Source organism: Sinomonas sp. P47F7 (assembly GCF_049332655.1).
GTDB lineage: Bacteria > Actinomycetota > Actinomycetes > Actinomycetales > Micrococcaceae > Sinomonas.
In genome coordinates, this window is the sequence record NZ_CP186327.1 from 3,809,945 (window position 1) to 3,835,680 (window position 25,736).

At 70.9% G+C, this 25,736-nt stretch carries 22 protein-coding genes; 9 read left to right on the forward strand and 13 right to left on the reverse strand.

From position 1 onward, the window contains the following. Positions 1-25: 25 nt before the first annotated feature. Positions 26-961 carry a phosphoribosylaminoimidazolesuccinocarboxamide synthase gene (locus ACOKR1_RS17880; RefSeq protein WP_422934254.1) on the reverse strand — a complete coding sequence of 312 codons (936 nt, stop codon included), beginning with the start codon at positions 959-961 and terminating at the stop codon, positions 26-28. Next, a complete protein-coding gene (purD, locus tag ACOKR1_RS17885) occupies positions 961-2,259 on the reverse strand; it encodes a phosphoribosylamine--glycine ligase (protein ID WP_422934255.1) in 1,299 nt (432 codons plus the stop codon). The genes ACOKR1_RS17880 and purD overlap by 1 nt, the downstream gene beginning before the upstream one ends. A 150-nt stretch (positions 2,260-2,409) precedes the next feature. On the opposite strand from purD, the gene ACOKR1_RS17890 reads away from it, so the two are divergent. After that, positions 2,410-3,429: an asparaginase gene (locus ACOKR1_RS17890; RefSeq protein ID WP_422934256.1), complete on the forward strand. Its 1,020-nt coding sequence runs from the start codon at positions 2,410-2,412 to the stop codon at positions 3,427-3,429. A 9-nt stretch (positions 3,430-3,438) separates the two neighbouring features. Further along, positions 3,439-3,837 carry a sterol carrier family protein gene (locus ACOKR1_RS17895; RefSeq protein ID WP_422934257.1) on the forward strand — a complete coding sequence of 133 codons (399 nt, stop codon included), beginning with the start codon at positions 3,439-3,441 and terminating at the stop codon, positions 3,835-3,837. A 3-nt stretch (positions 3,838-3,840) separates the two neighbouring features. On the opposite strand, the gene ACOKR1_RS17900 is transcribed toward ACOKR1_RS17895, so the two are convergent. Then, on the reverse strand, positions 3,841-4,632 hold the full coding sequence (locus ACOKR1_RS17900) for an SDR family oxidoreductase (protein WP_422934258.1): 792 nt from the start codon (positions 4,630-4,632) through the stop codon (positions 3,841-3,843). A 184-nt stretch (positions 4,633-4,816) separates the two neighbouring features. Between ACOKR1_RS17900 and aceE the strand changes: the two genes are divergently transcribed. The 3 genes from aceE to ACOKR1_RS17915 all read left to right on the forward strand — a co-directional run bounded on the left by aceE (position 4,817) and on the right by ACOKR1_RS17915 (position 9,492). Further along, positions 4,817-7,615, forward strand: coding sequence for a pyruvate dehydrogenase (acetyl-transferring), homodimeric type (gene aceE / locus ACOKR1_RS17905; RefSeq protein ID WP_422934259.1), 2,799 nt, complete (start codon positions 4,817-4,819; stop codon positions 7,613-7,615). 162 nt (positions 7,616-7,777) lie between these two features. Then, positions 7,778-9,019: an NADH:flavin oxidoreductase/NADH oxidase family protein gene (locus ACOKR1_RS17910; protein ID WP_422934260.1), complete on the forward strand. Its 1,242-nt coding sequence runs from the start codon at positions 7,778-7,780 to the stop codon at positions 9,017-9,019. Between the two features lie 23 nt (positions 9,020-9,042). After that, positions 9,043-9,492: an SRPBCC family protein gene (locus ACOKR1_RS17915; protein WP_422934261.1), complete on the forward strand. Its 450-nt coding sequence runs from the start codon at positions 9,043-9,045 to the stop codon at positions 9,490-9,492. A 93-nt stretch (positions 9,493-9,585) separates the two neighbouring features. Here the strand turns inward: ACOKR1_RS17915 and ACOKR1_RS17920 are convergent, their stop codons facing one another. The 8 genes from ACOKR1_RS17920 to ACOKR1_RS17955 form a co-directional block, all read right to left on the reverse strand. Further along, complete coding sequence (locus ACOKR1_RS17920; RefSeq protein WP_422934262.1) at positions 9,586-10,173, reverse strand: TetR/AcrR family transcriptional regulator; 588 nt, start codon at positions 10,171-10,173, stop codon at positions 9,586-9,588. 101 nt (positions 10,174-10,274) lie between these two features. Next, positions 10,275-10,442, reverse strand: coding sequence for a hypothetical protein (locus ACOKR1_RS17925; protein ID WP_415856227.1), 168 nt, complete (start codon positions 10,440-10,442; stop codon positions 10,275-10,277). A 218-nt stretch (positions 10,443-10,660) separates the two neighbouring features. Continuing rightward, a complete protein-coding gene (locus ACOKR1_RS17930; RefSeq protein ID WP_422934263.1) occupies positions 10,661-13,549 on the reverse strand; it encodes a molybdopterin-dependent oxidoreductase in 2,889 nt (962 codons plus the stop codon). A 1-nt stretch (position 13,550) separates the two neighbouring features. After that, positions 13,551-14,426: an FAD binding domain-containing protein gene (locus ACOKR1_RS17935; RefSeq protein ID WP_422934264.1), complete on the reverse strand. Its 876-nt coding sequence runs from the start codon at positions 14,424-14,426 to the stop codon at positions 13,551-13,553. Beyond that, positions 14,417-15,718, reverse strand: a complete 1,302-nt coding sequence (locus ACOKR1_RS17940) for an XdhC family protein (RefSeq protein ID WP_422934265.1) — start codon at positions 15,716-15,718, stop codon at positions 14,417-14,419. The genes ACOKR1_RS17935 and ACOKR1_RS17940 overlap by 10 nt, the downstream gene beginning before the upstream one ends. A 181-nt stretch (positions 15,719-15,899) precedes the next feature. Beyond that, a complete protein-coding gene (locus ACOKR1_RS17945) occupies positions 15,900-17,456 on the reverse strand; it encodes an NCS2 family permease (protein WP_422934266.1) in 1,557 nt (518 codons plus the stop codon). A gap of 10 nt (positions 17,457-17,466) precedes the next feature. Continuing rightward, positions 17,467-17,976, reverse strand: a complete 510-nt coding sequence (locus tag ACOKR1_RS17950; RefSeq protein WP_422934267.1) for a nucleoside deaminase — start codon at positions 17,974-17,976, stop codon at positions 17,467-17,469. A gap of 322 nt (positions 17,977-18,298) precedes the next feature. Next, positions 18,299-19,054: an IclR family transcriptional regulator gene (locus ACOKR1_RS17955; protein ID WP_422934268.1), complete on the reverse strand. Its 756-nt coding sequence runs from the start codon at positions 19,052-19,054 to the stop codon at positions 18,299-18,301. Positions 19,055-19,337: 283 nt separating this feature from the next. Here ACOKR1_RS17955 and ACOKR1_RS17960 point away from each other — a divergent pair, with 283 nt between their 5' ends. The 4 genes from ACOKR1_RS17960 to ACOKR1_RS17975 are packed head-to-tail and all read left to right on the forward strand — an operon-like array spanning position 19,338 to position 24,555. Continuing rightward, the gene (locus tag ACOKR1_RS17960; protein ID WP_422934269.1) at positions 19,338-20,720 is read left to right on the forward strand and encodes an NAD-dependent malic enzyme; all 1,383 of its coding nucleotides are present in this window, start codon (positions 19,338-19,340) and stop codon (positions 20,718-20,720) included. A gap of 56 nt (positions 20,721-20,776) precedes the next feature. Then, positions 20,777-22,375, forward strand: a complete 1,599-nt coding sequence (gene aceB, locus ACOKR1_RS17965; RefSeq protein ID WP_422934270.1) for a malate synthase A — start codon at positions 20,777-20,779, stop codon at positions 22,373-22,375. Continuing rightward, positions 22,375-23,712: a DUF6986 family protein gene (locus ACOKR1_RS17970; protein WP_422934271.1), complete on the forward strand. Its 1,338-nt coding sequence runs from the start codon at positions 22,375-22,377 to the stop codon at positions 23,710-23,712. Before aceB ends, ACOKR1_RS17970 begins: the two co-directional genes overlap by 1 nt. Before the next feature lie 30 nt (positions 23,713-23,742). Continuing rightward, entirely contained in the window at positions 23,743-24,555 is an 813-nt protein-coding gene (locus tag ACOKR1_RS17975) for a bifunctional allantoicase/(S)-ureidoglycine aminohydrolase (protein WP_422934272.1), read from the forward strand. Between the two features lie 131 nt (positions 24,556-24,686). Here the strand turns inward: ACOKR1_RS17975 and ACOKR1_RS17980 are convergent, their stop codons facing one another. Next, positions 24,687-25,265 (reverse strand): dihydrofolate reductase family protein, encoded by a 579-nt coding sequence (locus tag ACOKR1_RS17980; RefSeq protein WP_422934273.1) that lies wholly within the window; start codon positions 25,263-25,265, stop codon positions 24,687-24,689. 139 nt (positions 25,266-25,404) lie between these two features. Next, on the reverse strand, positions 25,405-25,608 hold the full coding sequence (locus ACOKR1_RS17985) for a hypothetical protein (RefSeq protein WP_422934274.1): 204 nt from the start codon (positions 25,606-25,608) through the stop codon (positions 25,405-25,407). Positions 25,609-25,736 lie beyond the last annotated feature (128 nt).

A 25,736-nucleotide genomic window follows, 5' to 3' on the forward strand; every position in this document is an offset into this window, starting at 1 on the left:
GGCAGCCCCGCGCGAGTGGCGCCCACTAGCCCTCGAAGGCCCGGCCCGTGAGCCGCTCGTAGGCCTCGACGTACCGCGCGCGGGTGCGATCAACGACGTCGGCCGGCAGCGCCGGGGGTACCTCGCCCGAGGCGCGGTCCCACCCGGACGCGGGCGAGGTGAGCCAGTCGCGCACGAACTGCTTGTCGAAAGAGGGCTGTGCCTTCCCCGGCTCCCACGTGTCCACGTCCCAGAAGCGCGACGAATCCGGCGTGAGCACCTCGTCGCCGAGCGTGATGTAGCCGGTCGTGGGGTCGACGCCGAACTCGACCTTCGTGTCCGCGAGGATGATCCCGCGCCCGCGCGCGATCCGCTCGGCCTCGCGGTAGACCTCGAGGGTCAGGTCGCGGAGGCGGGCCGCGGCGTCGTCGCCCACCATGCCGGTGACGTCCTCGTAGGTGATGTTCTCGTCGTGCTCGCCGACCTCGGCCTTCGCCGAGGGCGTGAAGATCGCCGCGGGCAGCCGCGAGCCGTCAACGAGCCCCGCGGGGAGCGGGATCTCGCACACCGTGCCCCGCTCGCGGTACTCGGCGAGCCCGGAACCCGTGAGGTAGCCGCGGGCGATGCACTCGACCGGGTACATCTCAAGCCGCCGGCAGATCATGGCGCGGCCCACGACCTCGGCGGGCACGCCGTCGTCCGCTGTTGACCCGAGCACGTGATTCGGCACGTTGAGCTGCTCGAACCACCAGAGGCTCAGCTGGGTCAGGACGCGGCCCTTGTCCGGGATGGTGCTCGAGAGCACGAAGTCGTAGGCGCTGATGCGGTCGCTCGCGACCACGAGGACCTGGTCTGCGGGCCCCTCAATGGGCTCGTAGAGGTCGCGCACCTTGCCCGAGTAGACGTGCCGCCAGCCCTCGAGCTCCGGGGCATCGGTGGCGTAGCCGCGCGGGGAGCTCCCCGCCGCCTCGACGTTCGTCATCACACGCCTGCCTTTCCGGCCCGCTCCGGGACCGTCACCTCGCCGCGCGCCGCCTTGGCCGCGATGTCCGTGCGGAACTGGCCGCCTTCGAGCCGGATCTGGCCGATGCCCTCGTACGCGCGCTCGCGCGCCTCCTGGAGGTCCTCGCCGAGCGCGACGACGGCGAGGACCCGCCCGCCCGCCGTGGCGATGGTGCCGTCCTCGTCGAGCTTCGTGCCGGCGTGCAGGATGTGCACGCCGTCCACCGCGGCGGCCTTCTTGAGGCCGCGGATCCGGTCGCCCGTGCGGGGCGTGCCCGGGTAGTTCTCCGAGGCGAGGACGACGGCGACCGCGGCCTCGGGCGCCCAGCGCAGCTCCTGCGCCTGGTCGAGCCGGCCCTTCGCCGCAGCGAGGAGGAGCCCGCCGAGCGGCGTCTTGAGGCGCGCGAGCACGGCCTGCGTCTCGGGGTCGCCGAAGCGCGCGTTGAACTCTATGACGCGCGTTCCGCGGGACGTCAGGGCGAGGCCGCAGTAGAGCACGCCGACGAACGGCGTGCCGCGCTTCGCCATCTCGTCCACGGTCGGCTCCGCGATCCGGCGGACCACCTCGTCGACGAGGCCCTCCGGCGCCCAGTCGAGCGGCGTGTAGGCGCCCATCCCGCCCGTGTTGGGGCCCTGGTCGTTGTCGAAGATCCGCTTGAAGTCCTGCGCGGGCGAGAGGGGGATGACCGAGCGGCCGTCGCTCAGGACGAAGAGGGAGACCTCGGGGCCGTCGAGGAACTCCTCGATGACCACCGTCCCGCCGGCGTCGAAGCACGCCTGCGCGTGCGCGAGGGCGGCCTCGCGCTCCTCCGTGACCACGACGCCCTTGCCCGCGGCGAGCCCGTCATCCTTGACGACGTACGGGGAGCCGAACGCGTCGAGCGCGTCTGCGGCCTCCTCGGCCGTCGTCGCGACCCGCGCCATCGCGGTGGGCACGCCGGCCTCGGCCATGATCTGCTTCGCGAAAGCCTTCGAGGCCTCGAGCTGCGCCGCCTCCCTGCTCGGACCGAACACGGCGATACCCGCCTCGCTCACCGCGTCCGCGACTCCGGCCGCGAGCGGGGCCTCGGGGCCCACGACCACGAGGTCCACGTCGAGCTTCCGGGCGAGGGCCGTGACGGCGGCGGGATCGTTCGCGTCGACGGCATGCGTCGGCACCACCTGCGCGATCCCGGCGTTCCCCGGCGCGGAATGCACCTCGGAAACCGCCGGATCGGCCAGAAGGGAACGGACAATGGCGTGTTCGCGGCCGCCCGGGCCGATCACGAGAACCTTCACCCCCCAAGGGTAAACGCCGGGTAGCACCGCTCGCACGGCGAGTCCACGGGCGCGGGACGACATATCCCGGTGGCGGTTCCGCGCCGTTCCGTGGGCCGCGGCCGCGAGTTGCGGCCGGGTCAGGCCGGGCCCCGCGAATAGACTTCGGACATGGCCAACCACTCCACCTTCACGGCAGACGATGCCGCGGAGCTCGCCGTGATCGAACGCAGCGGATTCGTCGAGTCCCGGCATGTCGGCTCGGCTGTGGTCCTGGCTGGGGACGGCACCGTGGTGACCGCCCTGGGGGACATCCGCACGCCCGTCTTCGCGCGCTCCACGCTCAAGCCGTTCCAAGCCCTCGCCTCGCTCCGCAGCGGCGTCCCGCTGCGCGGAGCCCAGGTGGCGCTCGCGTGCGCGTCCCATCTGGGCTCGCTCGACCATATGGATGTCGTCGAGGGCATGCTCAAGGCGGCGGGGCTGCGTGAGTCCGACCTCCAGTGCCCAGCCGACTGGCCGCAGGACGAGGAAGCCCGGGCCTGGCTCGTGCGGACCGAGATCGGCAAGCGACGCCTCGCGTCCAACTGCTCGGGCAAGCACGCCGCGTACCTGTGGGCGTGCGTGGTGAACGGCTGGGACCGGCACAGCTACCTTGAGCCGAACCACCCCCTCCAGCAGCGCGTGCGCCAAACCGTCGAGGAATACACCGAGGAGAAGATCGCGCACCTCGGCATCGACGGCTGCGGGGCTCCCGTCGCGGCGGTCTCGCTCGTGGGCCTGGCCCGCGCGTACTCGCACCTCGCGAAGGCCCCCGGCGGCGGCAGCGGGCAGATGGGCGACGCGCGAGCCGCGACCGTTGCGACGTCGATGCTCGACTACCCGTGGGCGGTGCAGGGGCACTCGGGGGACAACACCGTGGTCATGGACAAGCTCGGGCTCCTCGCAAAGGGCGGCGCCGAGGGCGTCCTGGTCCTCGCGACGCCACAGGGCGCGTCCGTGGCGGTCAAGGTCCTCGACGGAAACCGGCGCGCGACCATGCTCGTGGCCCTCACGATGCTCGCGGCTGCGGACGCCGTGGACGTGCCCGACGTCGCGCGGGTCCTCGAGGACGTCGTCGAACCGATCCTGGGCGGGGGCCGGCCGGTGGGCCGGATCCGGCTGGGCCGGGCCGTGTCGGCGCTGCTCGACTAGGCAGGACCGATGGCGCCCAGGCGGAGGATCGCGGTCGACGACGGCCGCGCGGCGGTCGCTCAGTGGCGCACCGCGCGCGGGGAGCCGGGCGGCGAAGGCGCGGCGGCGCCGTCGTCCGCGCTGCCGCGCCCGTTGCTCGCCACGGCGGTGAGGTACACGCTCGAGGAGCTCGCGAGCCGCGCGCCCGGCAACGCGGTCGAAGTGCGGGTGCCGCCGTTCGGCGTCGCGCAGTGCGTCGAGGGGCCGCGGCACACGCGCGGCACTCCGCCCAACGTGGTCGAGACGGACGCCGAGACGTGGCTCGGGCTCGCGACCGGCTCGCTCGCGTGGGCGGACGCGCTCGCCTCCGGCAAGCTCAGCGCGTCCGGCATGCGGACCGACCTCAGCGAACTCCTCCCGCTCGCGTGAGCGCTAGCCGCGCCCCACGAACGGCATCCCCGAGGCCGTGATGACGAGCGAGCCGACCGTGGCCGAGGGCGGGAGCGAGGCCATGAGGAACACGGCGTTCGCGGCCTCCTCGAGGGGGAACGTCGGCTCCACGAGGCGCGATCCGTTGGCTTGGAGGGCGCCCTCGCCGACGCTGTCGTTTCCGATGAGCGCGTCGATCAGCTCAGTGCGCGTGTTGCCGATGTCGATCTGGCCGCACGTGATGCCGTACGGCCGGCCGTCGAGCTCGATGCTCTTCGTGAGGCCCGAGATGGCGTGCTTCGTGGCGGTGTAGGCGACGGACTTGGGGCGCGGGCTGTGCGCCGAGATGGAGCCGTTGTTGATGATCCGTCCTCCCCGCGGACTCTGCTCCTTCATGGCGCGGAACGCGGCCGCGGCGCACAGGAAGCTGCCCGTGAGGTTGACGGCGACCGTGGCCTCCCACGCGGCGGGCTCGATCTCGCTCACGTCCCCGAACGGACCGAAGACGCCCGCGTTGTTGAAGAGCACGTCCACCCTGCCCCAGCGGTGGGCGACCTCGTCGAAGAGGCGCTCGACGTCGTCGGCCGCAGAGACGTCCGTGGGCACCGCGAGCGCGCGCTCCCCGAAGCCCCGCCCGGTCGCCGCGATCGGCTCGGGGCGCCGCCCGGCGAGGGCGACGTTCCAGCCCTCGGCGAGGAGCTTCCGGGCGACCGCGCGCCCGATCCCCGAGCCCGCGCCGGTCACGACGGCGACACGCGCCACCGACTCTGCATCCGTGCCTGATACCTCGTTCACAGAACCTCACTCAGCTCGCGGTACTTGACGCGCGCCCCGAGAGCGCGCCACTCTTAATCCACATCGCAATATTTCGTTTCCATTATACGGAATCATGGAAGCGGCGTTGACCACTCCCTCCTCGGGATGACGAAGTCCCGATGGACGAGCGCGCGCGACCGGCGCGCACAGAAAGAGGTTGGACTTGTTGACTGGAGAGCATACCCAGCACATCCTCAGCGGGCTCGGAGCGCAACTGCCCGATCACGATCCGGAAGAGACGGCCGAATGGATCGAATCGTTCGATGCGCTCGTCCAGGAGCGCGGCACCGAGCGGGCGCAGTTCGTGGTCCGCAACCTTCTGCAGCGCGCAGGGGCGCAGAGCGTCGGCGTCCCCATGGTCACGACGACGGACTACGTCAACACGATCCCGGCCGATCAGGAGCCCGAGTACCCGGGCGACGAGGAGACCGAGCGCCGCTACCGCGCGTGGATGCGCTGGAACGCGGCGGTGCTCGTGCACCGCGCGCAGCGGCCGGGCATCGGCGTGGGCGGCCACATCTCGACGTACGCCGGGGCCGCGACGCTCTACGAGGTGGGCTTCAACCACTTCTTCCGCGGCAAGGACCACCCCGGCGGCGGCGACCACGTGTTCTTCCAGGGACATGCCTCGCCGGGGATGTATGCCCGGGCCTTCATGGAGGGGCGGCTCACCGAGGAGGACCTCGATGGATTCCGGCAGGAGAAGTCCCGCGAGGGCCACGCACTCTCCTCCTACCCGCACCCGCGGCTCATGCCCTCGTTCTGGGAGTTCCCGACCGTGTCCATGGGCATCGGTCCGATGAACGCGATCTACCAGGCGCAGTCGAACCGCTACCTCGCGCAGCGGGGCCTCAAGGACACCTCGGACCAGCACGTGTGGGCCTTCCTCGGCGACGGCGAGATGGACGAGCCCGAGAGCCGCGGGCTGCTCCAGCTCGCCGCGAACGAGGGGCTCGACAACCTCACGTTCGTGGTCAACTGCAACCTCCAGCGCCTCGACGGGCCGGTGCGCGGCAACGGCAAGATCATCCAGGAGCTCGAGGCGTTCTTCCGCGGCGCGGGCTGGAACGTCGTCAAGGTCGTGTGGGGCCGCGAGTGGGACCGCCTTCTGAGCAAGGACCGCGAGGGGCACCTCGTGCGGATCATGAACGAGACCCCGGACGGCGACTACCAGACGTTCAAGGCGGAGGACGGCGGGTTCGTCCGCGAGCACTTCTTCGGCAAGTCCGCCGAGACGAAGGAGCTCGTCGCTGACCTCACCGACGAGCAGATCTGGAGCCTCAAGCGCGGCGGCCACGACTACCACAAGGTGTACGCGGCCTATAAAGCGGCCGTCGAGTTCAAGGGCAAGCCCACCGTCATCCTCGCGAAGACCGTCAAGGGCTACGGGCTCGGCTCCCATTTCGAGGGCCGCAACGCGACCCACCAGATGAAGAAGATGACGCTCCAGGACCTCAAGGACTTCCGCGACCACCTGCGGATCCCGATCTCCGACGAGCAGCTCGAGGCCGATCCCTACCAGCCCCCGTACTACCACCCCGGCGCCGACGCCCCCGAGATCCGGTATCTCCTCGAGCGCCGGGCGGCCCTCGGCGGCTCGGTGCCCGAGCGGCGCAGCCGCCACGCCGAGGTGAGTCTCCCGCCGTCGTCCGCGTATGCCATCGCCGCCCGCGGCTCGGGCAAGCAGCAGGCCGCGACCACCATGGCGTTCGTCCGCCTGCTCAAGGACCTCATGCGGGACAAGGAGTTCGGGCGGCGGATCGTGCCGATCGTCCCGGACGAGAGCCGGACCTTCGGCATGGACGCGTTCTTCCCCACGGCCAAGATCTACAACCCGAACGGGCAGAACTACCTCTCGGTGGACCGCGACCTCGTGCTCGCGTACAAGGAATCGCCGGCCGGGCAGCTCATCCACCCGGGCATCAACGAGGCGGGGGCGGTCGCGGCGTTCACCGCGGCGGGGACCTCGTACGCGACGCACGGCGAGCCGCTCGTGCCTATCTACGTCTTCTACTCGATGTTCGGCTTCCAGCGCACCGGCGATTCGTTCTGGGCCGCCGGCGACCAGATGACGCGCGGGTTCATCATCGGCGCCACCGCCGGCCGCACGACGCTCACGGGCGAGGGCCTCCAGCACGCCGACGGGCACTCCCCGATCCTCGCCTCGACGAACCCGGCTGTGGTCACCTATGACCCCGCGTACGGGTACGAGATCGGGCACATCGTGCGCGCTGGGCTCGAGCGCATGTACGGCGGCGCGCACCCCGACCCCAACGTCATGTACTACCTCACGGTGTACAACGAGCCGATCGTGCAGCCGGCCGAGCCGGAGGGCCTCGACGTCGATGGCCTCCTGCGCGGCATGTACCGGCTGCCTGGGGGTGGCGTAGGTGGGGGCGGCGCGGGCGGCACGGGTGGGTCGACGGACGACGGCGCAGCTCGCCTCGCGGAGGAAGCTCCCCGCGCGCAGCTGCTCGCCTCGGGCGTCGCGGTGCCGTGGGCGATCGAAGCGCGCCGCCTCCTCGCGGAGGACTGGGGCGTGGCCGCCGACGTGTGGAGCGTGACCTCGTGGACCGAGCTCCGCCGCGACGGCCTCGCCGCGGAGGAGCAGTCGTTCCTGCACCCCGAGGCCGAGGCCCGCGTGCCGTTCGTGACGCAGCAGCTCGCGGGGAGGCGCGGCCCGGTCGTTGCCGTGACGGACTACATGAAGTCCGTTCCGGACCAGATCCGCCAGTTCGTCCCAGGTGACTACGCGGTCCTCGGCGCCGACGGATTCGGCTTCTCGGACACGCGCGCAGCGGCCCGCCGGTTCTTCAAGATCGACTCGACGTCCGTCGTCGTCCGCGCGCTCCAGGAGCTCGCCCGCCGCGGCGAGGTCCCGGCGGACGCCCCCCGTCGCGCCATCGCGAAGTACCGCCTCCTCGACGTCAACGCGGGCCCGGAGGCCAGCACGGACGAGTAACCCCCGCTCCGCTCCCGTCCTCTGCTCCGTAACTGTCGTTCTGAGGTCTCCGCACGCCAGTTGCGGAGCAGTCGTTTCTCGGCGCGGATGCATGTTGACAACGAAAACATTGCCGCCTATCGTCATCGATGTAAGCAACGTCAACTTCCGCAGGGAGCCCCGATGCCCTCTCCGCTGTTCACTCCCCTCACGCTCGCGAGCGGCGCGACCATCCCGAACCGGGTCGCCAAAGCCGCGATGGAGGAGAACATGGCCGCCTCCGGCCAGCTCCCCGGCAGCGACCTGTTCACGCTCTACCGGCGGTGGAGCAAAGGCGGCGCGGGGCTGCTGATCACCGGGAACGTCATGGTGCACGACGCCGCGATGACTGGCCCCGCCGGCGTCGTCCTCGACTCCCATTCGCCACTGGAGCCATTCCGGGAGTGGGCAGCGGCCGCGAAGAGCGGCGGCGCGAAGGTGTGGATGCAGATCAATCACCCGGGCCGTCAGGTGCGCTCCGACCTCCCCGGCGTCGCCTGGGGGCCCTCGGCGATACGGGTCCAGGCCGGCAGGGTCACCAAGAGGCTGGCGATGCCAGTCGAGATGACCTCCGCGCAGATCGCCGAGACCGTCGAGCGGTTCGCCGTCACCGCCCGCCTGGCCGAGGAAGCCGGTTTCGACGGGGTCGAGATCCACGCCGCACACGGCTACCTCCTCTCCCAATTCCTCTCCCCGCTCGCCAACCAGCGCACCGACCCGTGGGGAGGATCCCTGGAGAACCGAGCCCGCCTGCTCCTCGACGTCGTCCGCGCGGTCAGGGCCGCCGTCGCGCCCGCCTTCGCCGTCGCGGTCAAGCTCAACTCCGCCGACTTCCAGCGCGGCGGGTTCGACGCCGACGACGCCGCAACGGTGATCCGCATGCTGACCCCGCTCGGCGTCGACCTCGTCGAGCTCTCCGGCGGCAGCTACGAGGCGCCCGCCATGACCGGGCAGGCCAAGGACTCCCGCACCCAGGCGCGCGAGGCGTACTTCCTCACCCTCGCCGAAGACCTCGCGAAGACCAGCCCGCTGCCGCTCATGCTCACTGGCGGCATTACCCGCCGCCCCGTCGCCGACGAGGTGCTCGACGGCGGCATCGCCCTCGTCGGCATGGGCTCTGCCCTCGCGGTCGACCCCGACCTCCCAAATCGGTGGCACCACGGCGAGGACGCCCGCGTCGCACTCGCGCCTGTCACCATCGAGGACAAGGCCATCGCCTCCGCCGCGAGCATGTCACGCATCCGCTACCAACTCCGCCGCCTGGGACGCGGCCGGAGCGCCCGCCCGGGTGTCAGCGCCTGGCTCGCCCTCAGCCTCGACCAGCTGCGCGTGCCGCGCGACCGCCGCCGCTACAGCACCTGGCTCACTGCACGTAGGGCATCCTGAGAAGGCTACGAAAAGGAGCGACCATGCCGACCAGCACCTCCACCGTGACCGTCGAGACGCGTGCGAGCGCCGAGGAGGTGATCGCCGCGCTGTGCGACGTCCGGGGCTGGGGCTCCTGGTTGCCCCATTCGCCGGTCTATCGCGGGACGAGCGGCGCGGTGCCGCGAGCCGCCGCCGTCGGCGACACCTACGCGGACCACACCGTGGTCGGTACGGTACGCGGCGAGGTGACCCGGCTCGAGGCGGGGCGGCTGATCGAGTTCCGCCAGGCCAATCGGGCCGGGACCCTCTCCTTCGCGATCCGCTATGAGGCCATCTCGACCGGGAGCGTTACCAGGGTGTCAAGGACAGGCCAGATCACCACGCGCGGACTGCTCGCCTGGGGGCACCCGCTCGTCGTGGGTGCGACGCGATGGGAGAACAGGCGCACCATGCGCGCGCTGCGCGAGAGGCTCGACGCCGGGACGCGCTGACCGGCTCCGGCTGCGCCCTGGGAGGCATTGAGGGTCCCGAGTCGAACACGACTCGCGACGCTGTCCAGGTCAGCGCTTCGCCGACGGGGGCGGTCAGGCCGCGAGCGCAGCCCCAAGAGTACGCAGCGACCCAAACGCCGCCCGCACCCGGACCGCGACGTCCTCGCTCGATGCCGCAGCCAGTTTGCCGTCGAGGTGCAGGAACGCGAGCCCGTGCACGAGCGCCCACAGCGCCTCCGCGAGGGCCCCGTGATCTGCCCCAGGGTAGAGCCCGCGAAGTGAGTCCGCGAGCAGATCCCTCAGCTCTCGCGCCGCGAGCACCCGCTCGTCGTTCTGATCATCGCATTCCTGCCCGAACATCAGCCGGAACACGGCCGGACGGCGTAGTGCGAACGCCACATAGGCGACCCCGAACTCGACGAGCTCGCCCTCGGACGCGGCGGGGCCGCCGGTGAGCGAGAGCTCGCCGCGCAGGTCCTGGAACCCACGCACGGCCAATGCCGACTCGAGCGCCTCGCGATCCGCAAAGTGCCGATATGGGGCGGTCTGAGACACGTCCGCCCGTCGGGCAACCGCACGCAGCGAGAACGGCTCGCCGCTCTCCAGCATTTCCATCGCCGCGTCGATCAAGGCGGCGCGAAGGTGCCCGTGATGGTACGTATCGCGCGATGGCGTCGACATGAGCAGCCCTCCATCGGCCCCAGATTCCACAATGTATGCAACGTCAACATAGCACACAAGGGGCCCAGGCACCGAGTGCCTGGGCCCCTTGCGGGCGCGGGTCAGTGGGCCGCGAGCCAGCCGAGCATGCGCGTGAACCAGCCACGCCGCTCGTGCCGCTCATCGCTCACGGCGAAGTCGGGGTCCGTAGTCCATTCCCGGGGGATGTAGCGCTCGACGGCCGCCGACTCCTGCGCGGGTGCAAGCTGGTTGGTCTCTTTCGTGGGCATCTTCCTCCCCTTTCTGGACTGATTCCGGAGTCTGATTTCGTAATCCGGAAAAGTTTTTCTGATACATGAAATTCTAACGAACGGTTCGACACCGGGTCAAGGGTCTACCCGTACTCCTGTCCACTTCTTGCGATCCAACACAGACGGAAGCCGCGACCCGCCGCACTCCCGACCGATTGGGAAGTAACAACCGGACAGGGAGCACGGTCAGGCGGCCATCAACCGATCACGGCGGCGGCCGGCACGCCCGGCTGCAGTGAGACTCGCTGCACCGGCAGCGCGAGCCCCGCCTCCTTGAGGGCGAGGTAGATCCTGTCCCGCGTGAACGGCGTCTCCGTGAACCGGATCCCCGTGGCGGCCCGGAGCGCATTCGCGAGCGCGGGAGCTACGGGGTTGAACGGGCTCTCGCTCATCGACTTCGCCCCAAGAGGCCCGAGCAGATCCGAGGTTTCCGCGAAGTACACCTCGCTCCGCGGAACGTCCGCGAACGTCGGGATGTGGTACTGCCGGAGGATGTCCGTGGTCACGTGCCCGGTCTCGTCGACCCGGACGTTCTCCCACAGTGCCGCCCCGAGCGCCTGCGCGATCCCGCCCTCGACCTGGCCCCGGCACTGCCGCAGGTTCACCACGACCCCGGCGTCCGCGGCCTGGACGCTCTGCAGGATCTGCAGCTCGCCCGTTCCGCGGTGCACCCCGACGCGGAAGCCGTGGACGTTGAACGCGACCGAGCGCGGCGTCCCGCCGCAGCGGCCGTCCGCCACGAGCTCGACGCCGCGTTCGGCGGCGGCCGCGGCAAGCTCCGCGAGCGGCACGCGCTGCCCCGAACAGACGACGGCGCCGCTCGCCAGGACGCATTCGGCGCCGTCCGCCCCGGTCACCTTGGCAGCGAACGCGAGGATCCGCCCCGCGAGCTCCTGCGCCGCCGCGAGCGTGGCCTTCCCCGCCACGACGGTCCCGGTGGAGCCGAACGCGCCCGTGTCGTGGTCGGTGAGCGCCGTGTCGGCGTTCCTCAGCTCGACGTCGGCGGCCCCCGCGGAGAGCGCCGTCGCGGCGAGCTGCACGTGGACGGTGCTCGTGCCGTTGCCGAACTCGGCGGTCCCGACGTCGAGGCCGAACCGCCCGTCGGGCAGGAGCGCGATCCGCGAGTGCGCGTGGTGCCCGCGAGGCGGCACGGTGTCGATCATCGAGAGCGCGGAGCCCTCCCCCACGAGCCACTCAGGGCCGAGCTCGCCCGTGCCCAGCGGACCGTTGAACTGCCGCTCGCGCTCCCGGCCACGCTTGAGGGCCTTCGTCATAAGCCGCACGCACTGGTCGAGGCCATAGCTCCCGTACAGGACGTCGGGCTCGGGCTCGGGGTGCGACGCGATCATGGGGTCGCCGCGGTAGACCATATTCCGGCGCCGGAATTGGAGCGGGTCCATGCCGATGCCGGCCGCGAGCTCATCCACGGCCGATTCGACCGCGAAGATCATCTGGCTCAGCCCATAGCCGCGGAACGCCCCGGCGGGAACCGTGTGCGTGTAGACGGCCCGCGCATCGATCTTCTTGTTCGCGCACCGGTACACGCTCACGGACTCGTTGCACCCGTGGAACATGACGCCCGGGGCATGGTTCCCGTACGCGCCAGTGTTCGTCGCGACGTCGAGCGCGAGCGCCGTCAGCGTCCCGTCTCGCTTCGCGCCAGCCCGCAGCCTGATGGTGAACGGGTGCCTCGTGGTCGAGGCCTGGAACTGCTCGGAGCGGGTGAACTCGAGCTGCACGGGCCGCCCGAGGCGCAGCGCGGCGAGCGCCGCAACGTCCTCGGTCAGGACCTCTTGCTTCCCGCCGAAGCCGCCGCCTACGCGCCCCGTGACCACGCGGACGCGCTCGAGCGGGAGCCCGAAGATCCGCGAGAGCGTGCGCCGGGCAAGGAACGGGACCTGCGTCGAGGACCGCACCACGAGGGTGCCGGACCCGCCGAACGGGTCGCCCTCGGTCCACGCGATCGAGCAGTGCGTCTCGAGCGCCACGTGCTGTACGCGCTGGGTCTGGAACGTGTCCTCGTACACGAAGTCCGCGGCGGCGAGGCCCGCCTCGACGTCCCCCACCTCGGAGTGCAGCTCGGCGACGACGTTCCGCCCCGGGTCCGCGATCCGCGAAAGGGCGGCGTCCTTCTCCCCGTGAACGAGCGGCGCGCCCGGCTCGAGGGCGGCCTCCGGCGTGAAGACGGCGGGCAGCACTTCGTAGTCGACGACGACGGCGCGCACCCCCGCCTCCGCTGCGGCGACGCTTTCGCCGACGACGGCGGCCACCCGCTGTCCGCGGAAGCGCACCACGGTATCGAACAGGCGCGTATCGTCGGGATCGTCCTCGACGATCTCGTGCTGGGCGCTCGAGTAGAGCACGCCGGGCCCATCCTCGGACGTGAAGACGGCAACCACCCCGGGCACGGCGAGCGCGGCCGAGGCGTCGAGGGAACGGATCCGCGCGTGGGCGTGCGGCGAGCGCACGAGCTTGAGGTGCAGGAGTGCGGCCTGGCCGCCGGGAACCTCCGCGTCGGTGACGTCGAGCGTGTATCGCTCCGTTCCCGAGACGATCCGTGAGCCCGCGAGCGCAGGGACGTCGTCCCCGAACTGCCCGTCCGTCGGCCCGCCCTGGCCCGCGCCCGTGACCGCGGTCTCGATCGCGGCGTACCCCGTGCAGCGGCACAGGTTGCCCTTGAGGTTCCGCGGCAGGTTGGCGAGCTGGGCGCCGTCGAACGTCGCCGCGGTCATGACCATCCCCGCCGTGCAGAAGCCGCATTGGAAGCCCTGCGCGTCGACGAACTGCCGCTGCATGGGGTGGAGCTCGCCGTTGCCGGCTGTCTCGGCGTCGCCCTCGGAAGCGGAGTGGGAACACGTGGCCGCGAGGCCCTCGATCGTCGTGATCGCGTGGCCGTCCGCGCGCTGCGCCGGGTACAGGCACGAGTGCACGGGAACCCCGTCGACGTGCACGGTGCACGCGCCGCAGTCGCCGGCGTCGCAGCCCTTCTTGACGCCGAGCGCGCCCTCTTCGCGCAGGAAGGTGCGCAGGCACTGGCCCGGGCGCGGCGCGCCGTCGGCCGGCCGCCCGTTGATCTCGATGGCCATGTCAGGCTCCTCGCTCTCCATAAGGCAGCTGCGCCGCCGGCCAGATGCCCGGCTCGTCACACAACTCGACGCGCAACTCTTCGCCGAGCCGGTAGGTCATATCGCGCCGCCACCCGGGCAGGCCGTGGATGTCGTCGTGGTACAGGTCGCTCGGGACCGCCGCGTCAAGCGCGTCGGCGAGCGCCTCGGCGTCGGGCAGCTCCCCGGCCGCGAAGCGAAGCTGGACGGGCCTCGTCGTCGACGCCGTGACGGTCAGCACGAAGCCGCCGTCCGGGTCACGCCGCCCGATCAGCAGGACGCCCGAGCGGCCCAAATTGCTCAGCGAGAGCCGCCGAAACGCGGTGCGGGCGCGAAGCGCATGCCCGGGCAGCCGGATCGAGCGGATGAGCTCGCCGGGCGCGAGGGCGTTCCGCCCGTCCCCCGTCACGAGGTCCGCGACCGGGAGCTCGCGGGCGCCGCCCACGCCCCAGAGGGTCGCGACGCCGTCGAGCCCCGCGCACAGCGACGTCATGGGCCCGGCCGGGAGCGACGTCGCGATGTTGCCGCCCACGGTCGAAAGATTCCAGATCTTGAACGACGCGACGAACGCGTCGCAGCACGGGCGCACGACGGCGAGCCCCGGCCACCGCGCGACCGTCGCCCCGCCGGGGTCCCCGAGTTCCCAGAGCCGCGCGACGGTGCACGTCGCCGCGAGGGTCAGGCCGTCCGCGTCTTCCTCGACGGGTTCCCACCCCGCCGACGTGAGGTCGAGGAGTCGCTTGAGCGTCTGGCTCCCGTAGGAGAACAGCACGGTTCCGCCCGCGAGCCACGCGTCGCCCTCGCGCCACTCTCCTGGGTCGGCGGTCGGGACGAGGGACTCGATCGTGTTCAGGTCCATGAGGGCTCCCCCATCCTTTCGCTCCCCCGTTGCGCCGTCACGTCCGGTGGGTCCCAACCCACTGGACGTGACGGCGCAACCGAACGCCGCGGCCGCGCCGTCACGTCCCGCGCGTGGATGCGTCCCGGGCGGTCGCGCAGGGGCTCGCCCGTGGCGGCCGCGGACCGCGACGCGACGACCTCTGCGAGGACCGACACCGCGACCTCCGCGGGCGTCACGGCCCCGAGGTCGAGCCCGATCGGCGAATGCAGCCGCCCGAGCGCGAGCGGCCCGTGGCCGGCCTCGAGGAGCGAGGCGATCCGCTGCTCGTGGCTGCGCCGCGAGCCCATCGCCCCGACGTACGCGAGGTCGAGGCGCAGCGCGGCGTCGAGGAGCGGGATGTCGAACTTCGGGTCGTGGCTCAGCACGCACACGACCGTCCGCGGATCGAGGCGCCCGGCCACCGCCTCCGCGACCAGATACTCATGCGGCCACGCGACAACGACCTCCTCGGCGGCGGCGAAGCGAACCTGGGTGGCGAACGCAGGGCGCGCGTCGACGAGCGTCACACGGTAGCCGAGGAGCTGTGCGGCCGGCACGAGAGCGGCGCCGAAGTCGTTCGCCCCGACCACCACGAAGCGCGGCGCGGGGAGGCGGCTCTCGACGAGGAGCCGCACGGGCCCCGCTCCCGGGGCGCAGCCGCCCGCGGGTTCCACGGGCACGACGGCGCTCGTCCCCTGCGCGAGCACGGGCGCCACGAGCGCGGCCGCCCGGCGCGCGGTCTCGTCTGACTCCGGAAACAGCCGGGCCAACGCGGCGGCCAACCCGGCGGCTGGCTCGGCGAGTCCGGCGGGCGGCGCGCCGAGGATCACGGGGAGGGCGGCGCCGTCGTCCGCTGCGGTCTCGCCCTCAGCGGCAAGGCGACGGACGACGGCGAACGGGGCGTGGGTGCCTTCCACGAGCTCGCGCGCGGCCGCGGGCGGGAGCGGCTGGATGTGCACCTCGAGCTCGCCGCCGCAGCTCAGCCCGGCGGCGAAGGCGTCCTCGGCCGAGTATCCGAAGCGCTCGCACCGCGCCGCGCCGTCGTCGAGGGTTTCGAGGGCGGCCGCGACCACGGAGCCCTCGACGCAGCCGCCGGAGAGGCTGCCGAGCACCGCGGGGGCGTCGTAGGGGTGTTCGGGTGCGGCGATGAACATGGACGTGCCCACGGGGCGCGGCACCGATCCGCTCGCGGCGACAACGGTCGCGACCGCGCAGCGCTCCCCTCGGGCCGCGGGCTGCCAGGCGGGCAGCGCGCTCAGGAGCTCGATCATCGGCTCCCCCTTCACTGATCAGAGGAAGATCCGCGCCTTGCGACGCGTGTATCCATGGTGCGCCCGCGGGGGCCCGGAGCGTCACTTCCGGGGCCCCGCGGGCGCGGTTCATATGGGCGGGAGGGTGGGTGTAAGCGAGGGTGCGTGTAAGGGAGGGTGGGTGGGACTCCCGGTGCGCGGCCTAGCCGCCGGCCCCGATGAGGTGCCCCAGCGGCCCGCGCACGAAGTACACGATGAATCCGGCCGCGACCACCCACATGAGGGGGTGGATCTGCCGCGCCTTGCCGCTCGCGGCCCGGACCACGGCCCACGTGATGAACCCGGCGCCGATGCCGTTCGCAATCGAATACGTGAGCGGCATTGTGACGATCGTGAGGAAGGAGGGCAGGGCGATGTCGAATCTCGTGAAGTCGATCTCGCGGATCTGGCCCGCCATCATCGTGCCGACCACGACGAGCGCCGCGGACGCGACCTCGAGCGGGACGACGCTCGTGAGCGGGGTGAGGAACATCGAGCCGAGGAACAGCGCCCCCGTGACCACGGAAGCGAGGCCCGTGCGGGCGCCCTCGCCGATGCCCGCGGCCGAGTCGATGTACACGGTGTTCGACGAGCCCGAGTTGGCGCCGCCGAGCACCGCGCCGAAGCCCTCGATGATGAACGCGGACTTGAGCCGCGGGAACGTGCCGTCCTTGTCCGCCACGCCTGCGCTCTTCGCGAGGCCCGTCATGGTGCCCATCGCGTCGAAGAAGTTCGTGAACACGAGCGTGAAGACGAGCGTGATGCCCGCGAGGAGGCCGATCCGGCCGAACGCCCCGAAGAGGTCGAAGTGGCCCACAAGGCTCAAGTCGGGCAGTGAGACGAGCTGGCCCGAGAGGACGGGCGTGTTGAGGTGCCAGCCGTCGGGGTTGTTCGGGCCGCCGGCGCCGATGTGCCAGATCGCCTCGACGCCCATCGCGAGCAGGGTCGTCGCGATGATGCCGATCAGGATCCCGCCCTGGATCTTCCGCGCAACGAGAATACCCATGAGGATCAGCCCGACGATGAACACGAGCGTGGGCAGCGTGGTGATCGACCCGTCGTGGCCGAGCTGGACCGGCGGGCCGGCCTTCGTTCCGCGCACGAAGCCCGAGTCGACGAAGCCGATGAACGCGATGAACAGGCCGATGCCCACGGTGATGGCGGCCTTGAGCTCGCGCGGCACGGCCCGGAAGATCGCCGTCCGGGCTCCGGTGACGCCGAACACGACGATGAGGACGCCGTTGATCACCACGAGGCCCATCGCCTCGGGCCACGAGACGTCCTTGACGACCGCGACGGCGAGGAACGAGTTGATGCCGAGGCCAGCCGCAAGGCCGAACGGGAGGTTCGCGAAGACGCCGAACAGGATCGTCAGGACGCCCGCCGTGAGGCCCGTGATGGCACCGACCTGCGCGGCCGGGAGGAACGCGCCCGTGACGTCCGTGGGCGCCTTCGCGGCGTTGAAGCCGCCCAGGATGAGGGGGTTGAGGATCACGATGTACGCCATCGTGAAGAACGTGACGAGGCCGCCGCGGATCTCGCGCGGAATCGTCGAGCCCCGCTTCGTGATGCTGAAGATCCTGTCGAGGAGGCCGCCCCGGCTGGGGGGCGAGGTGCGCTCGCGGGAGGCGGGCGCCGTCGTCGTTTGCTCCGCGCCCGCCGCGCCTTCACGCTCGGGCTCAAGCTCGTCAGTGGACACAGTGCTGGTGTTGATGCTCATCTCGGCCGCCTCAGTACTCGACGCGCTGCGCGAAGGCGGACCACTGCTCGAAGGGGGCCGTGCGGCTGATCCCCTCGGGCTCGGAGTGCACCACGGGCATCGAGCGCCGCTCGACGGGGGTGTCGAAGAAGTCGTAGAAGACCGCGTCGTCGAAGCCCGCCGCGGCCGCGTCGTGGCGGTCGGCGGCGAAGCGGACGGTCGAGACCCGCGCCCACAGCGCCGACGCGAGGCACATGGGGCATGGCTCGCAGCTCGAGTAGAGGACGGCACCGCTGAGATCGAAGGTGCCGAGGGCCCGGCACGCGGCGCGGATCGCGGTGACCTCGGCGTGGGCCGTGGGGTCGTTGTTCGCGGTGACGCGGTTGACGCCGTCGAAGATCTGGCCGTCGGCGCTGACGACCACGGCGCCGAACGGGCCGCCGTTCTCGAGGACGTTCTGGGCCGCAAGCTGGACGGCGCGCGCCAAATGGAGGCGATCGCCGGCCGCGAGCGGCGCAGGGGTGGAAAGGGTGGTGGTCATGGGAGACTCCCTCGCTTGGGGGAAGTCCGGCCACTCCAGGAACGCCCTAACGGTTCAGACCAGGCCTGACCAGACTTCGAAAGCTCTGAATTGAGGTTGCCTGGTAGATAGCCTCCCGGGAATCTGCTGACCAGATTCGCCCGGGGACCCGCCGTGACACATCGACGATAGCAAGGGTCTGTGACGCGCGCCATAGTTTCGGGGAAGTTTTTTGGAATACAACTTCCGCGACTCGGAATCTCACCGTGAATCCCCTCCCGCCTGCGTTGCGCCGTCACGTCCGCGGGGTGTGAACCCTGCGGACGTGACGGCGCAACCGGGGCTACGCGCGGTTGAGCTCCTCCGAGATCCGGGCCGCGGCCTCGCGCAGCGCCGGGACGGCACGCTCGCCGAACGCGTCGTCGACGCGGGAGACGGGGCCCGAGACGGAGATGGCGGTCGGGGTCGGGGCGTTGGGGACGGCCATCGAGAAGCAGCGCACGCCGACCTCCTGCTCCTGCTCGTCGATCGCGTAGCCGCGGGCACGGATCTTGTCGAGGTCAGCAAGGAGCGTCTCGACGTCGCCGATGCTGTACGCCGTGGGCGTGGGCATGCCCTGGCGGCCGACGATCGCGCGCACCTGATCGTCCTCGAGCTGCGAGAGGATCGCCTTGCCCACGCCGGTATCGTGCGTGTGGGCGCGCCGGCCGACCTCCGTGAACATGCGCATCGAGTGCAGCGACGGGACCTGGGCCACGTAGATCACCATGTCGGAATCGAGCACGGCCATGTTCGCGGTCTCACCGAGGCGGTCCACGAGCGTCTTGAGCTGCGGCTGCGCGAGCGCGCCGAGCTGCTTGTTGGCACCCTCGCCGAGGCGTATGAGGCGCGGGCCGAGAGCGTAGCGGCGGTTGGGCAGCTGCCGCACGTACCCGAGCGCGACGAGCGTGCGGAGGAGCCGGTGGATCGTGGGCAGCGGCAGCTCGGTCGACGACGACAGCTCGCTCAGCGTGACATCCCCACCTGCGTCGGTGATGAGTTCGAGCAGCTCGAAGACGCGCTCGACGGACTGGACGCCGCCTGAGGCCTTCTCGGCCATGTGATCCTCCATGGGTCGCGACCGGATCCTGTTCCGGCATTAATTATCCGCATCCCGGAAGCTTTGCCGATACCTCACGATACAACACGCCACAAGCGCCCGGCCTCCACGCGTTGCGGGGTCCCGTCCCACGCGTTGCGGGGTCCCGTCCCACGCGTTGCGGGGTCCCGTCCCACGCGTTGCGGGGTCGCGCGCGGGACTTGTTTTTCCAAGATGCAAACAATAATATCCGTAGTACGGAAATTAACCCGAGGCGGTGGCCTCCTGACGTAAGGACGATTCAATGGCGAGTCCCAGCCCCGGCAACTCCATCACGCTCCGCATCGACGCGCCGTCGCGCATCAGCATCACGGGCGAGCTCGCCGCCGCCGTCGCCGCGGCCGGCGCCCCGGTCACGGCGCTCGACATCAGCGAATCGCACCACGACCGCCTCACGGTGGACATCACGTGCAACACGACGTCGGAGCAGCACGCCGAGCAGGTCGCCGCTGCGCTCGAAGCGCTCGACGGCGTGACCGTGCGCAAGGTCTCGGACCGCACCTTCCTCATGCACCTCGGCGGCAAGCTCGAGGTCGTCCCGAAGGTTCCCCTCCGCAACCGCGACGACCTCTCGCGCGCCTACACGCCCGGCGTCGCCCGCGTGTGCCTCGCGATCGCCGCGAACCCGGAGGATGCCCGCCGCCTCACCGTCAAGCGCAACACCGTCGCCGTCGTCACGGACGGTTCAGCCGTGCTCGGTCTCGGCAACATCGGCCCCGCCGCCGCGCTCCCCGTCATGGAGGGCAAGGCCGCCCTCTTCAAGCAGTTCGCCAACGTCGACGCGTGGCCCGTGTGCCTCGACACGCAGGACACCGAGGAGATCATCAAGATCGTCAAGGCCATCGCGCCGGTCTACGGCGGCGTGAACCTCGAGGACATCGCGGCGCCGCGCTGCTTCGAGATCGAGGCCCGCCTCCGCGAGGAGCTCGACATCCCGGTGTTCCACGACGATCAGCATGGCACCGCCATCGTGACGCTCGCGGCACTCGTGAACGCTCTCAAGTTCGTGAACAAGAAGATCGAAGACGTGCGCATCGTGGTCTCGGGCGTCGGCGCGGCCGGCAACGCGATCATCCAGCTGCTCCAAGCCCAGGGCGCCACGAACATCATCGCGTGCGATCGCAAGGGCGCGATCCACCGCGGGCAGCAGCTCACGGACGCGCACCGCATCTGGATCGCCGAGAACACGAACCCCGAGGCGTTCTCTGGCACCCTCCACGAGGCCCTCAAGGGCTCGGACGTGTTCATCGGCGTCTCCGCGCCGAACCTGTTCGGCCCCGAGCAGGTCGCGACGATGGCCCAGGACGCGATCGTCTTCGCGATGGCCAACCCGGACCCCGAGACGGATCCGATCGCGGCCGCCGAGCACGCCGCCGTCGTGGCCACCGGCCGGAGCGACTTCCCCAACCAGATCAACAACGTGCTCGCGTTCCCGGGCGTGTTCCGCGGCCTGCTCGACGCTGGCGTGGCCGACATCACCCCTGACATGCTGGTGGCGGCGGCCCAAGCCATCGCCTCGCGCGTCTCGGACGAGGAGCTCAACGCGAGCTTCATCATCCCGAGCGTGTTCGACCCGCACGTCGCCCAGGACGTCGCCGCGGCCATCGTCGCGGCAGCGCACGCCTGATCCAGCACCGGGTCCTCACGATTCAAGACTTCAGACCAGGGAGAGGAAGTAGAGCTATGGCCATCACTGTGACCGATACGAAGCCTGTGGAGCGCGCAGAGGAGATCCTCACGGACGAGGCGCTCGCGTTCGTCGAGGAGCTGCACCGCCGCTTCGCCGCCGAGCGCAAGGACCGGCTGGAGGCCCGCAAGGCACGACGCGCGGAGGCCGCCTCGACCGGCCGGCTGGACTTCCTGCCGAACACGGCGGAGATCCGCGCCGCCCAGTGGAGGGTCGCGCCGGCGCCGGCCGCGCTCGAGGACCGCCGGGTCGAGATGACCGGTCCGGCGAGCCCCGCGAAGATGGCCATCAACGCGCTCAACTCGGGCGCGAAGGTGTGGCTCGCGGACATGGAGGACGCCTCGAGCCCGCACTGGGCCAACGTCGTCGACTCCGTGCTCAACCTGCGCGACGCCGCCCTCGGCACGCTCTCGTTCACCTCGCCCGAGGGCAAGGAGTACCGGCTCCGCGAGGACGCGCCTCTCGCCGTCGTAGTCACCCGCCCGCGCGGCTGGCACATGGAGGAGCGCCACATTACGGTCGACGGCGAACCCGCCTCCGGTGCGCTCGTGGACTTCGGCCTCCACTTCTTCCACGTCGCGAAGCTCCTCATCGCTTCCGGCCGGGGCCCGTACTACTACCTGCCGAAGATGGAGAGCCACCTCGAGGCGCGCCTCTGGAACGAGGTCTTCGTCTTCGCGCAGGACTACCTCGGCATCCCGCAGGGCACCGTCCGCGCGACCGTGCTCATCGAGACCATCCCTGCCGCGTTCGAGATGGACGAGATCCTGTACGAGCTCCGCGACCACGCCTCAGGCCTCAACGCGGGCCGGTGGGACTACCTGTTCAGCATCATCAAGTTCTTCCGCGACGCGGGCGAGAAGTTCACGCTCCCCGACCGCGCGTCCGTCGTAATGACGGCGCCGTTCATGCGTGCGTACACCGAGCTCCTCGTCCAGACGTGCCACAAGCGCGGCGCGTTCGCGATGGGCGGCATGGCGGCGTTCATCCCGAACCGCAAGGAGCCCGAGATCACGGCCGCCGCGATCGAGAAGGTCCGCGCCGACAAGACGCGCGAGGCCACGGACGGCTTCGACGGCTCGTGGGTCGCGCATCCGGACCTCGTCGAGACGTGCCAGGCGGTCTTCGACCAGTTCCTGGGCGATAAGCCCAACCAGGTGGACCGCCAGCGCCCCGAGGTCAACGTGACCGCGGACCAACTGCTCGACGTGTCCTCGGCCGAGGGCGTCGCGACCGAGGCCGGGCTGCGCCTCAACCTGTACGTCGCCGTCGCGTACACCGCGGTGTGGCTGTCCGGGAACGGCGCCGTGGCGATCCACAACCTCATGGAGGACGCGGCGACCGCGGAGATCTCGCGCTCGCAGGTGTGGCAGCAGATCCACAACAAGGTGGTCCTGAACGACACGGGCAACACCGTGACGCGCGAGCTCGTCTCGACACTCCTCGCGGAGGAGACCGAGCGCCTGCGCGGCGAGGTCGATCCCGGGCAGTTCTCGGCATACTACGAGCCCGCGAGCCGCCTCATCGCGGACATCTGCCTCTCGGAGGACTACACCGACTTCCTCACGACGCCCGCCTACGAGCTGGTGGGCTGATGAGCGGCCCCGACTCCGGCTTCCCGTCTGAGGCCTTGCCGAAGGCGGTTTTCGGTGACGCGGACTTCGAACGGATCGACGCGCAGCTCGCGGGCACGGATCGCCTCCTCGCGGAGGCGTATCCGGGCGACGCCGGCACACGCCAGCCCGTGCACACGGTGTACGTCCCCGCGGACCGGTTCACGCCGTCGCTCGCCGCGGACTGGGGCCAGCTGGCTCTCGCCGCGGCGGCCGAGGCCGGCGGGATCCAGCGCCTCGCCGAGCTCGTGGGCCTCCCCGCCGGGCTCGCCGCCGAGGTGGCCCCGCGCGTCGAGGCAAAGCTGGGCACGGAGGCCGTCGAGGACCTGCGGATCGACTTCGAGGACGGCTACCTGGCCCCCGGGCGCTCCACGGATCCCGACGCCACGGAGGACGCCGAGGCCGTCCGGGCCGCGGACCAGGTCACCGAGGCGATTGCCGCGGGGACGGCGACGCCGTTCGTGGGCATCCGCTTCAAGTGCTTCGAGGAGGGCACACGACGGCGCGGCCTGCGGACGCTCGAGCTGTTCCTTGCGCGGCTCGTTGAGACCGGGGATGGCCCGCACAGTCTCCCCGAGGGTCTCGTCCTGACCCTGCCCAAGGTGAGCACGGTCGAGCAGGTCGAGGCGATGGTCTACGCCGTCGAACGCCTCGAATCCTCGCTGGGCCTGCATCCCGGCCGCCTCGGCTTCGAGGTCCAGGTGGAGACGCCCCAGCTCATCATCGGCCCGGACGGCGACCACCCCGTGGCCCAGCTCGCCCATAGGGCGCCGGGGCGGATCACTGCCCTGCACTACGGCACGTACGACTATTCGGCGTCGCTCCAGATCGCCGCAGCGTACCAGTCCATGGAGCACCCGGCCGCGGACTTCGCGAAGGAAGTCATGCAGCTCGCCGTCGCCGGGACGGGCATCCGCCTCTCGGACGGCTCCACGAACGTCCTCCCGGTGGGCGACGCCGCCCAGCGCGAGGAGGCGTGGAAGCTCCACGCGCGCCTCGTGCGCCGCTCCCTCGAGCGCGGCTATTACCAGGGCTGGGACCTTCACGCCCACCAGCTGCCCACGCGGTACATCGCGACGTATGCCTTCTACCGCGAAGGCCTCCCGAGGGCCACCGAGCGGCTGCGGAACTACGTCCAGCAGACCCTCGGAGCCGTCCTCGACGAGCCGGCCACGGCCCGCGCGCTCGCGGCCTTCGTGCTCCGCGGCGTCCAGTGCGGCGCAGCCGGCGCCGACGAGGTCCGCGCCCTCACGGGCCTCTCGGAGGGCGACCTCACGCGCCTCGCGCACCCGCGCCTGGCTGCACTGAATGCGAACTAGCTTCGACCTCAATCCAGTAAGGACTCACACATGGGCAAGTACTACTACCCCGAGGGCGGACTGCCGCCCCAGACGCACCTCACGACCGAGCGCGCCATCGTCAAGGAGGCCTACACGGTCATCCCGAAGGGCGTCCTGACGGATATCGTGACGAGCAATCTCCCGGGCTTCACGAACACGCGCTCGTGGATCATCGCCCGGCCCATCTCGGGCTTCGCCACGACGTTCTCGCAGCTCATCGTCGAGATCGGCCCCGGCGGCGGCGCCCCGAAGGCCGAGTTCGAGGCGGGCGTCGAGGGCGTGGTCTTCGTGACGAAGGGCAAGGTCAACCTCACGCTCGGCGGCGAGGTGCACGAGCTCGATGAGGGCGGCTACGCCTACCTCGCCGCGGGCGACGCGTGGGGCCTCGAGAACGTCTCCGACGGCATCGTCTCGTTCCACTGGATCCGCAAGGCGTACGAGCGCCTCGAGGGCTACGAGGCCAAGTCCTTCGTGACGAGCGACACCGAGGTCGCGCCGCGTGAGATGCCGAACGTCAACGGCGTGTGGAAGACCACGCGCTTCGTGGACCCCGACGACCTCGCCCATGACATGCACGTGAACATCGTGACGTTCCAGCCCGGCGGCGTGATCCCGTTCCCCGAGACCCACGTCATGGAGCACGGCCTCTACGTCCTCGAGGGCAAGGCCATGTACCTGCTCAACAACGACTGGGTCGAGGTCGAAGCCGGGGACTTCATGTGGCTTCGCGCCTTCTGCCCACAGGCCTGCTACGCGGGCGGCCCGGGCGAGTTCCGGTATCTCCTCTACAAGGACGTCAACCGCCAGGTCCGCCTCACCTGACGGAACGCCCTCGCCACGCGGGCTCCACGGCGGCCGCTCCTCACCCGCCCCGCCACCCATACCCTCCGCCCCCGGTCGCGCAACGCCGGGGGCGGAGCCATTTAACGCGCGGGCGCACCCCCTCAGCCCGCTCAGCCCGCCGCGGGACGGCGCACGTCATACACGAGCTCGACAAGGCCGGAATCAAGCGTCTCAGTGCCGCGCAGCGCCAGGACCTGCGCGCCCTCGGGGAAGAACCCGCGCCCCGCGCCGAGCGCCACGGGCATGACGAGGAGCCGCACCTCGTCCACCTCGCCGCCCGCGAGGAAGGAGCGCGCGAGCGTCAGGCTGCCCCATACGACGACGTCGCCAGGCGTCTGCCGCTTGATCCGGCGGATCGCCTCGATCGCGTCGCCCGATTCGATGCGGCACTCACCGATGGAACCCCACGGCGCCTTGCGGAGCGTGGTCGAGAAGACGTAGCGATCCAGGGCGTTGAGCTTGTCCGCGATCATCTCGGTCGCCGAGGCCGGCGTGGGCCAGAACGCGTTGAACAGCTCGTAGGTCCTTGCGCCCATGACCATGGCGTCGACGTCGTCGAGCCACGCGAACTGGTGGCGGTCCCACTCCGCGACGCTGCCTTCGACCTTCTGTGTGAACGTGAAGTTCCCGTCGGCGTCCGCCGCGAAGCCGTCTGCCGTGACAATCTCCTGCACCACGAGCCGTCCCATGCCCACCACCGTGGCATCCGGCGGTCGGCCCGGCAAGGGCCCGTGCAGCCTCCGCGCCGGGCCATGCCCCGAGTCTTGGGCGCGCCTCAAGGACCGGCCTGCGCGAACGCCGCCGGGAGGCTCGCCGAGGCGAGCCAGATCAGACGGCGAGCTTCTCGCCGTCGTCCACGTCGCCGTCGTCCGCGCCGCTGTTCCCTGTCGGGACCCAGCGCACGGTGACGTTGGCGCCGTCGCCGTCTTCCTCGATCCGCAGGACGAGGTCTTCGCCGTACAGATGTTCGTGTTCCGCGTAATGCCCGTCGAGGCGCGCGGCCTCGAGGAGCCGCTCGAGAGCAACGGCCAAGGCCCGCCCCCAGTCTCTAGGGTCTGTGCTCGAGGCTCGCTCGGCACCCACATAGCTGGCCATGTGGCCATTGTGGTCCCCCGGGGAGGGACACGCCAGTGGCGCAGGTCACTGCTAGGCTCGGCCCC

Coding starts and splice junctions, on each gene's coding strand:
- ACOKR1_RS17940 (WP_422934265.1), bottom strand. CDS start 15,718: ATGATCGAGCTCCTGAGCGCGCTGCCCGCCTGGCAGCCCGCGGCCCGA.
- ACOKR1_RS17945 (WP_422934266.1), bottom strand. CDS start 17,456: ATGAGCATCAACACCAGCACTGTGTCCACTGACGAGCTTGAGCCCGAG.
- ACOKR1_RS17910 (WP_422934260.1), top strand. CDS start 7,778: ATGCCCTCTCCGCTGTTCACTCCCCTCACGCTCGCGAGCGGCGCGACC.
- ACOKR1_RS17890 (WP_422934256.1), top strand. CDS start 2,410: ATGGCCAACCACTCCACCTTCACGGCAGACGATGCCGCGGAGCTCGCC.
- ACOKR1_RS17925 (WP_415856227.1), bottom strand. CDS start 10,442: ATGCCCACGAAAGAGACCAACCAGCTTGCACCCGCGCAGGAGTCGGCG.
- ACOKR1_RS17970 (WP_422934271.1), top strand. CDS start 22,375: ATGAGCGGCCCCGACTCCGGCTTCCCGTCTGAGGCCTTGCCGAAGGCG.
- ACOKR1_RS17930 (WP_422934263.1), bottom strand. CDS start 13,549: ATGGCCATCGAGATCAACGGGCGGCCGGCCGACGGCGCGCCGCGCCCG.
- aceB (WP_422934270.1), top strand. CDS start 20,777: ATGGCCATCACTGTGACCGATACGAAGCCTGTGGAGCGCGCAGAGGAG.
- ACOKR1_RS17880 (WP_422934254.1), bottom strand. CDS start 961: ATGACGAACGTCGAGGCGGCGGGGAGCTCCCCGCGCGGCTACGCCACC.
- ACOKR1_RS17920 (WP_422934262.1), bottom strand. CDS start 10,173: ATGTCGACGCCATCGCGCGATACGTACCATCACGGGCACCTTCGCGCC.
- ACOKR1_RS17975 (WP_422934272.1), top strand. CDS start 23,743: ATGGGCAAGTACTACTACCCCGAGGGCGGACTGCCGCCCCAGACGCAC.
- ACOKR1_RS17895 (WP_422934257.1), top strand. CDS start 3,439: ATGGCGCCCAGGCGGAGGATCGCGGTCGACGACGGCCGCGCGGCGGTC.
- ACOKR1_RS17980 (WP_422934273.1), bottom strand. CDS start 25,265: ATGGGACGGCTCGTGGTGCAGGAGATTGTCACGGCAGACGGCTTCGCG.
- ACOKR1_RS17950 (WP_422934267.1), bottom strand. CDS start 17,976: ATGACCACCACCCTTTCCACCCCTGCGCCGCTCGCGGCCGGCGATCGC.
- ACOKR1_RS17935 (WP_422934264.1), bottom strand. CDS start 14,426: ATGGACCTGAACACGATCGAGTCCCTCGTCCCGACCGCCGACCCAGGA.
- ACOKR1_RS17915 (WP_422934261.1), top strand. CDS start 9,043: ATGCCGACCAGCACCTCCACCGTGACCGTCGAGACGCGTGCGAGCGCC.
- ACOKR1_RS17955 (WP_422934268.1), bottom strand. CDS start 19,054: ATGGCCGAGAAGGCCTCAGGCGGCGTCCAGTCCGTCGAGCGCGTCTTC.
- ACOKR1_RS17960 (WP_422934269.1), top strand. CDS start 19,338: ATGGCGAGTCCCAGCCCCGGCAACTCCATCACGCTCCGCATCGACGCG.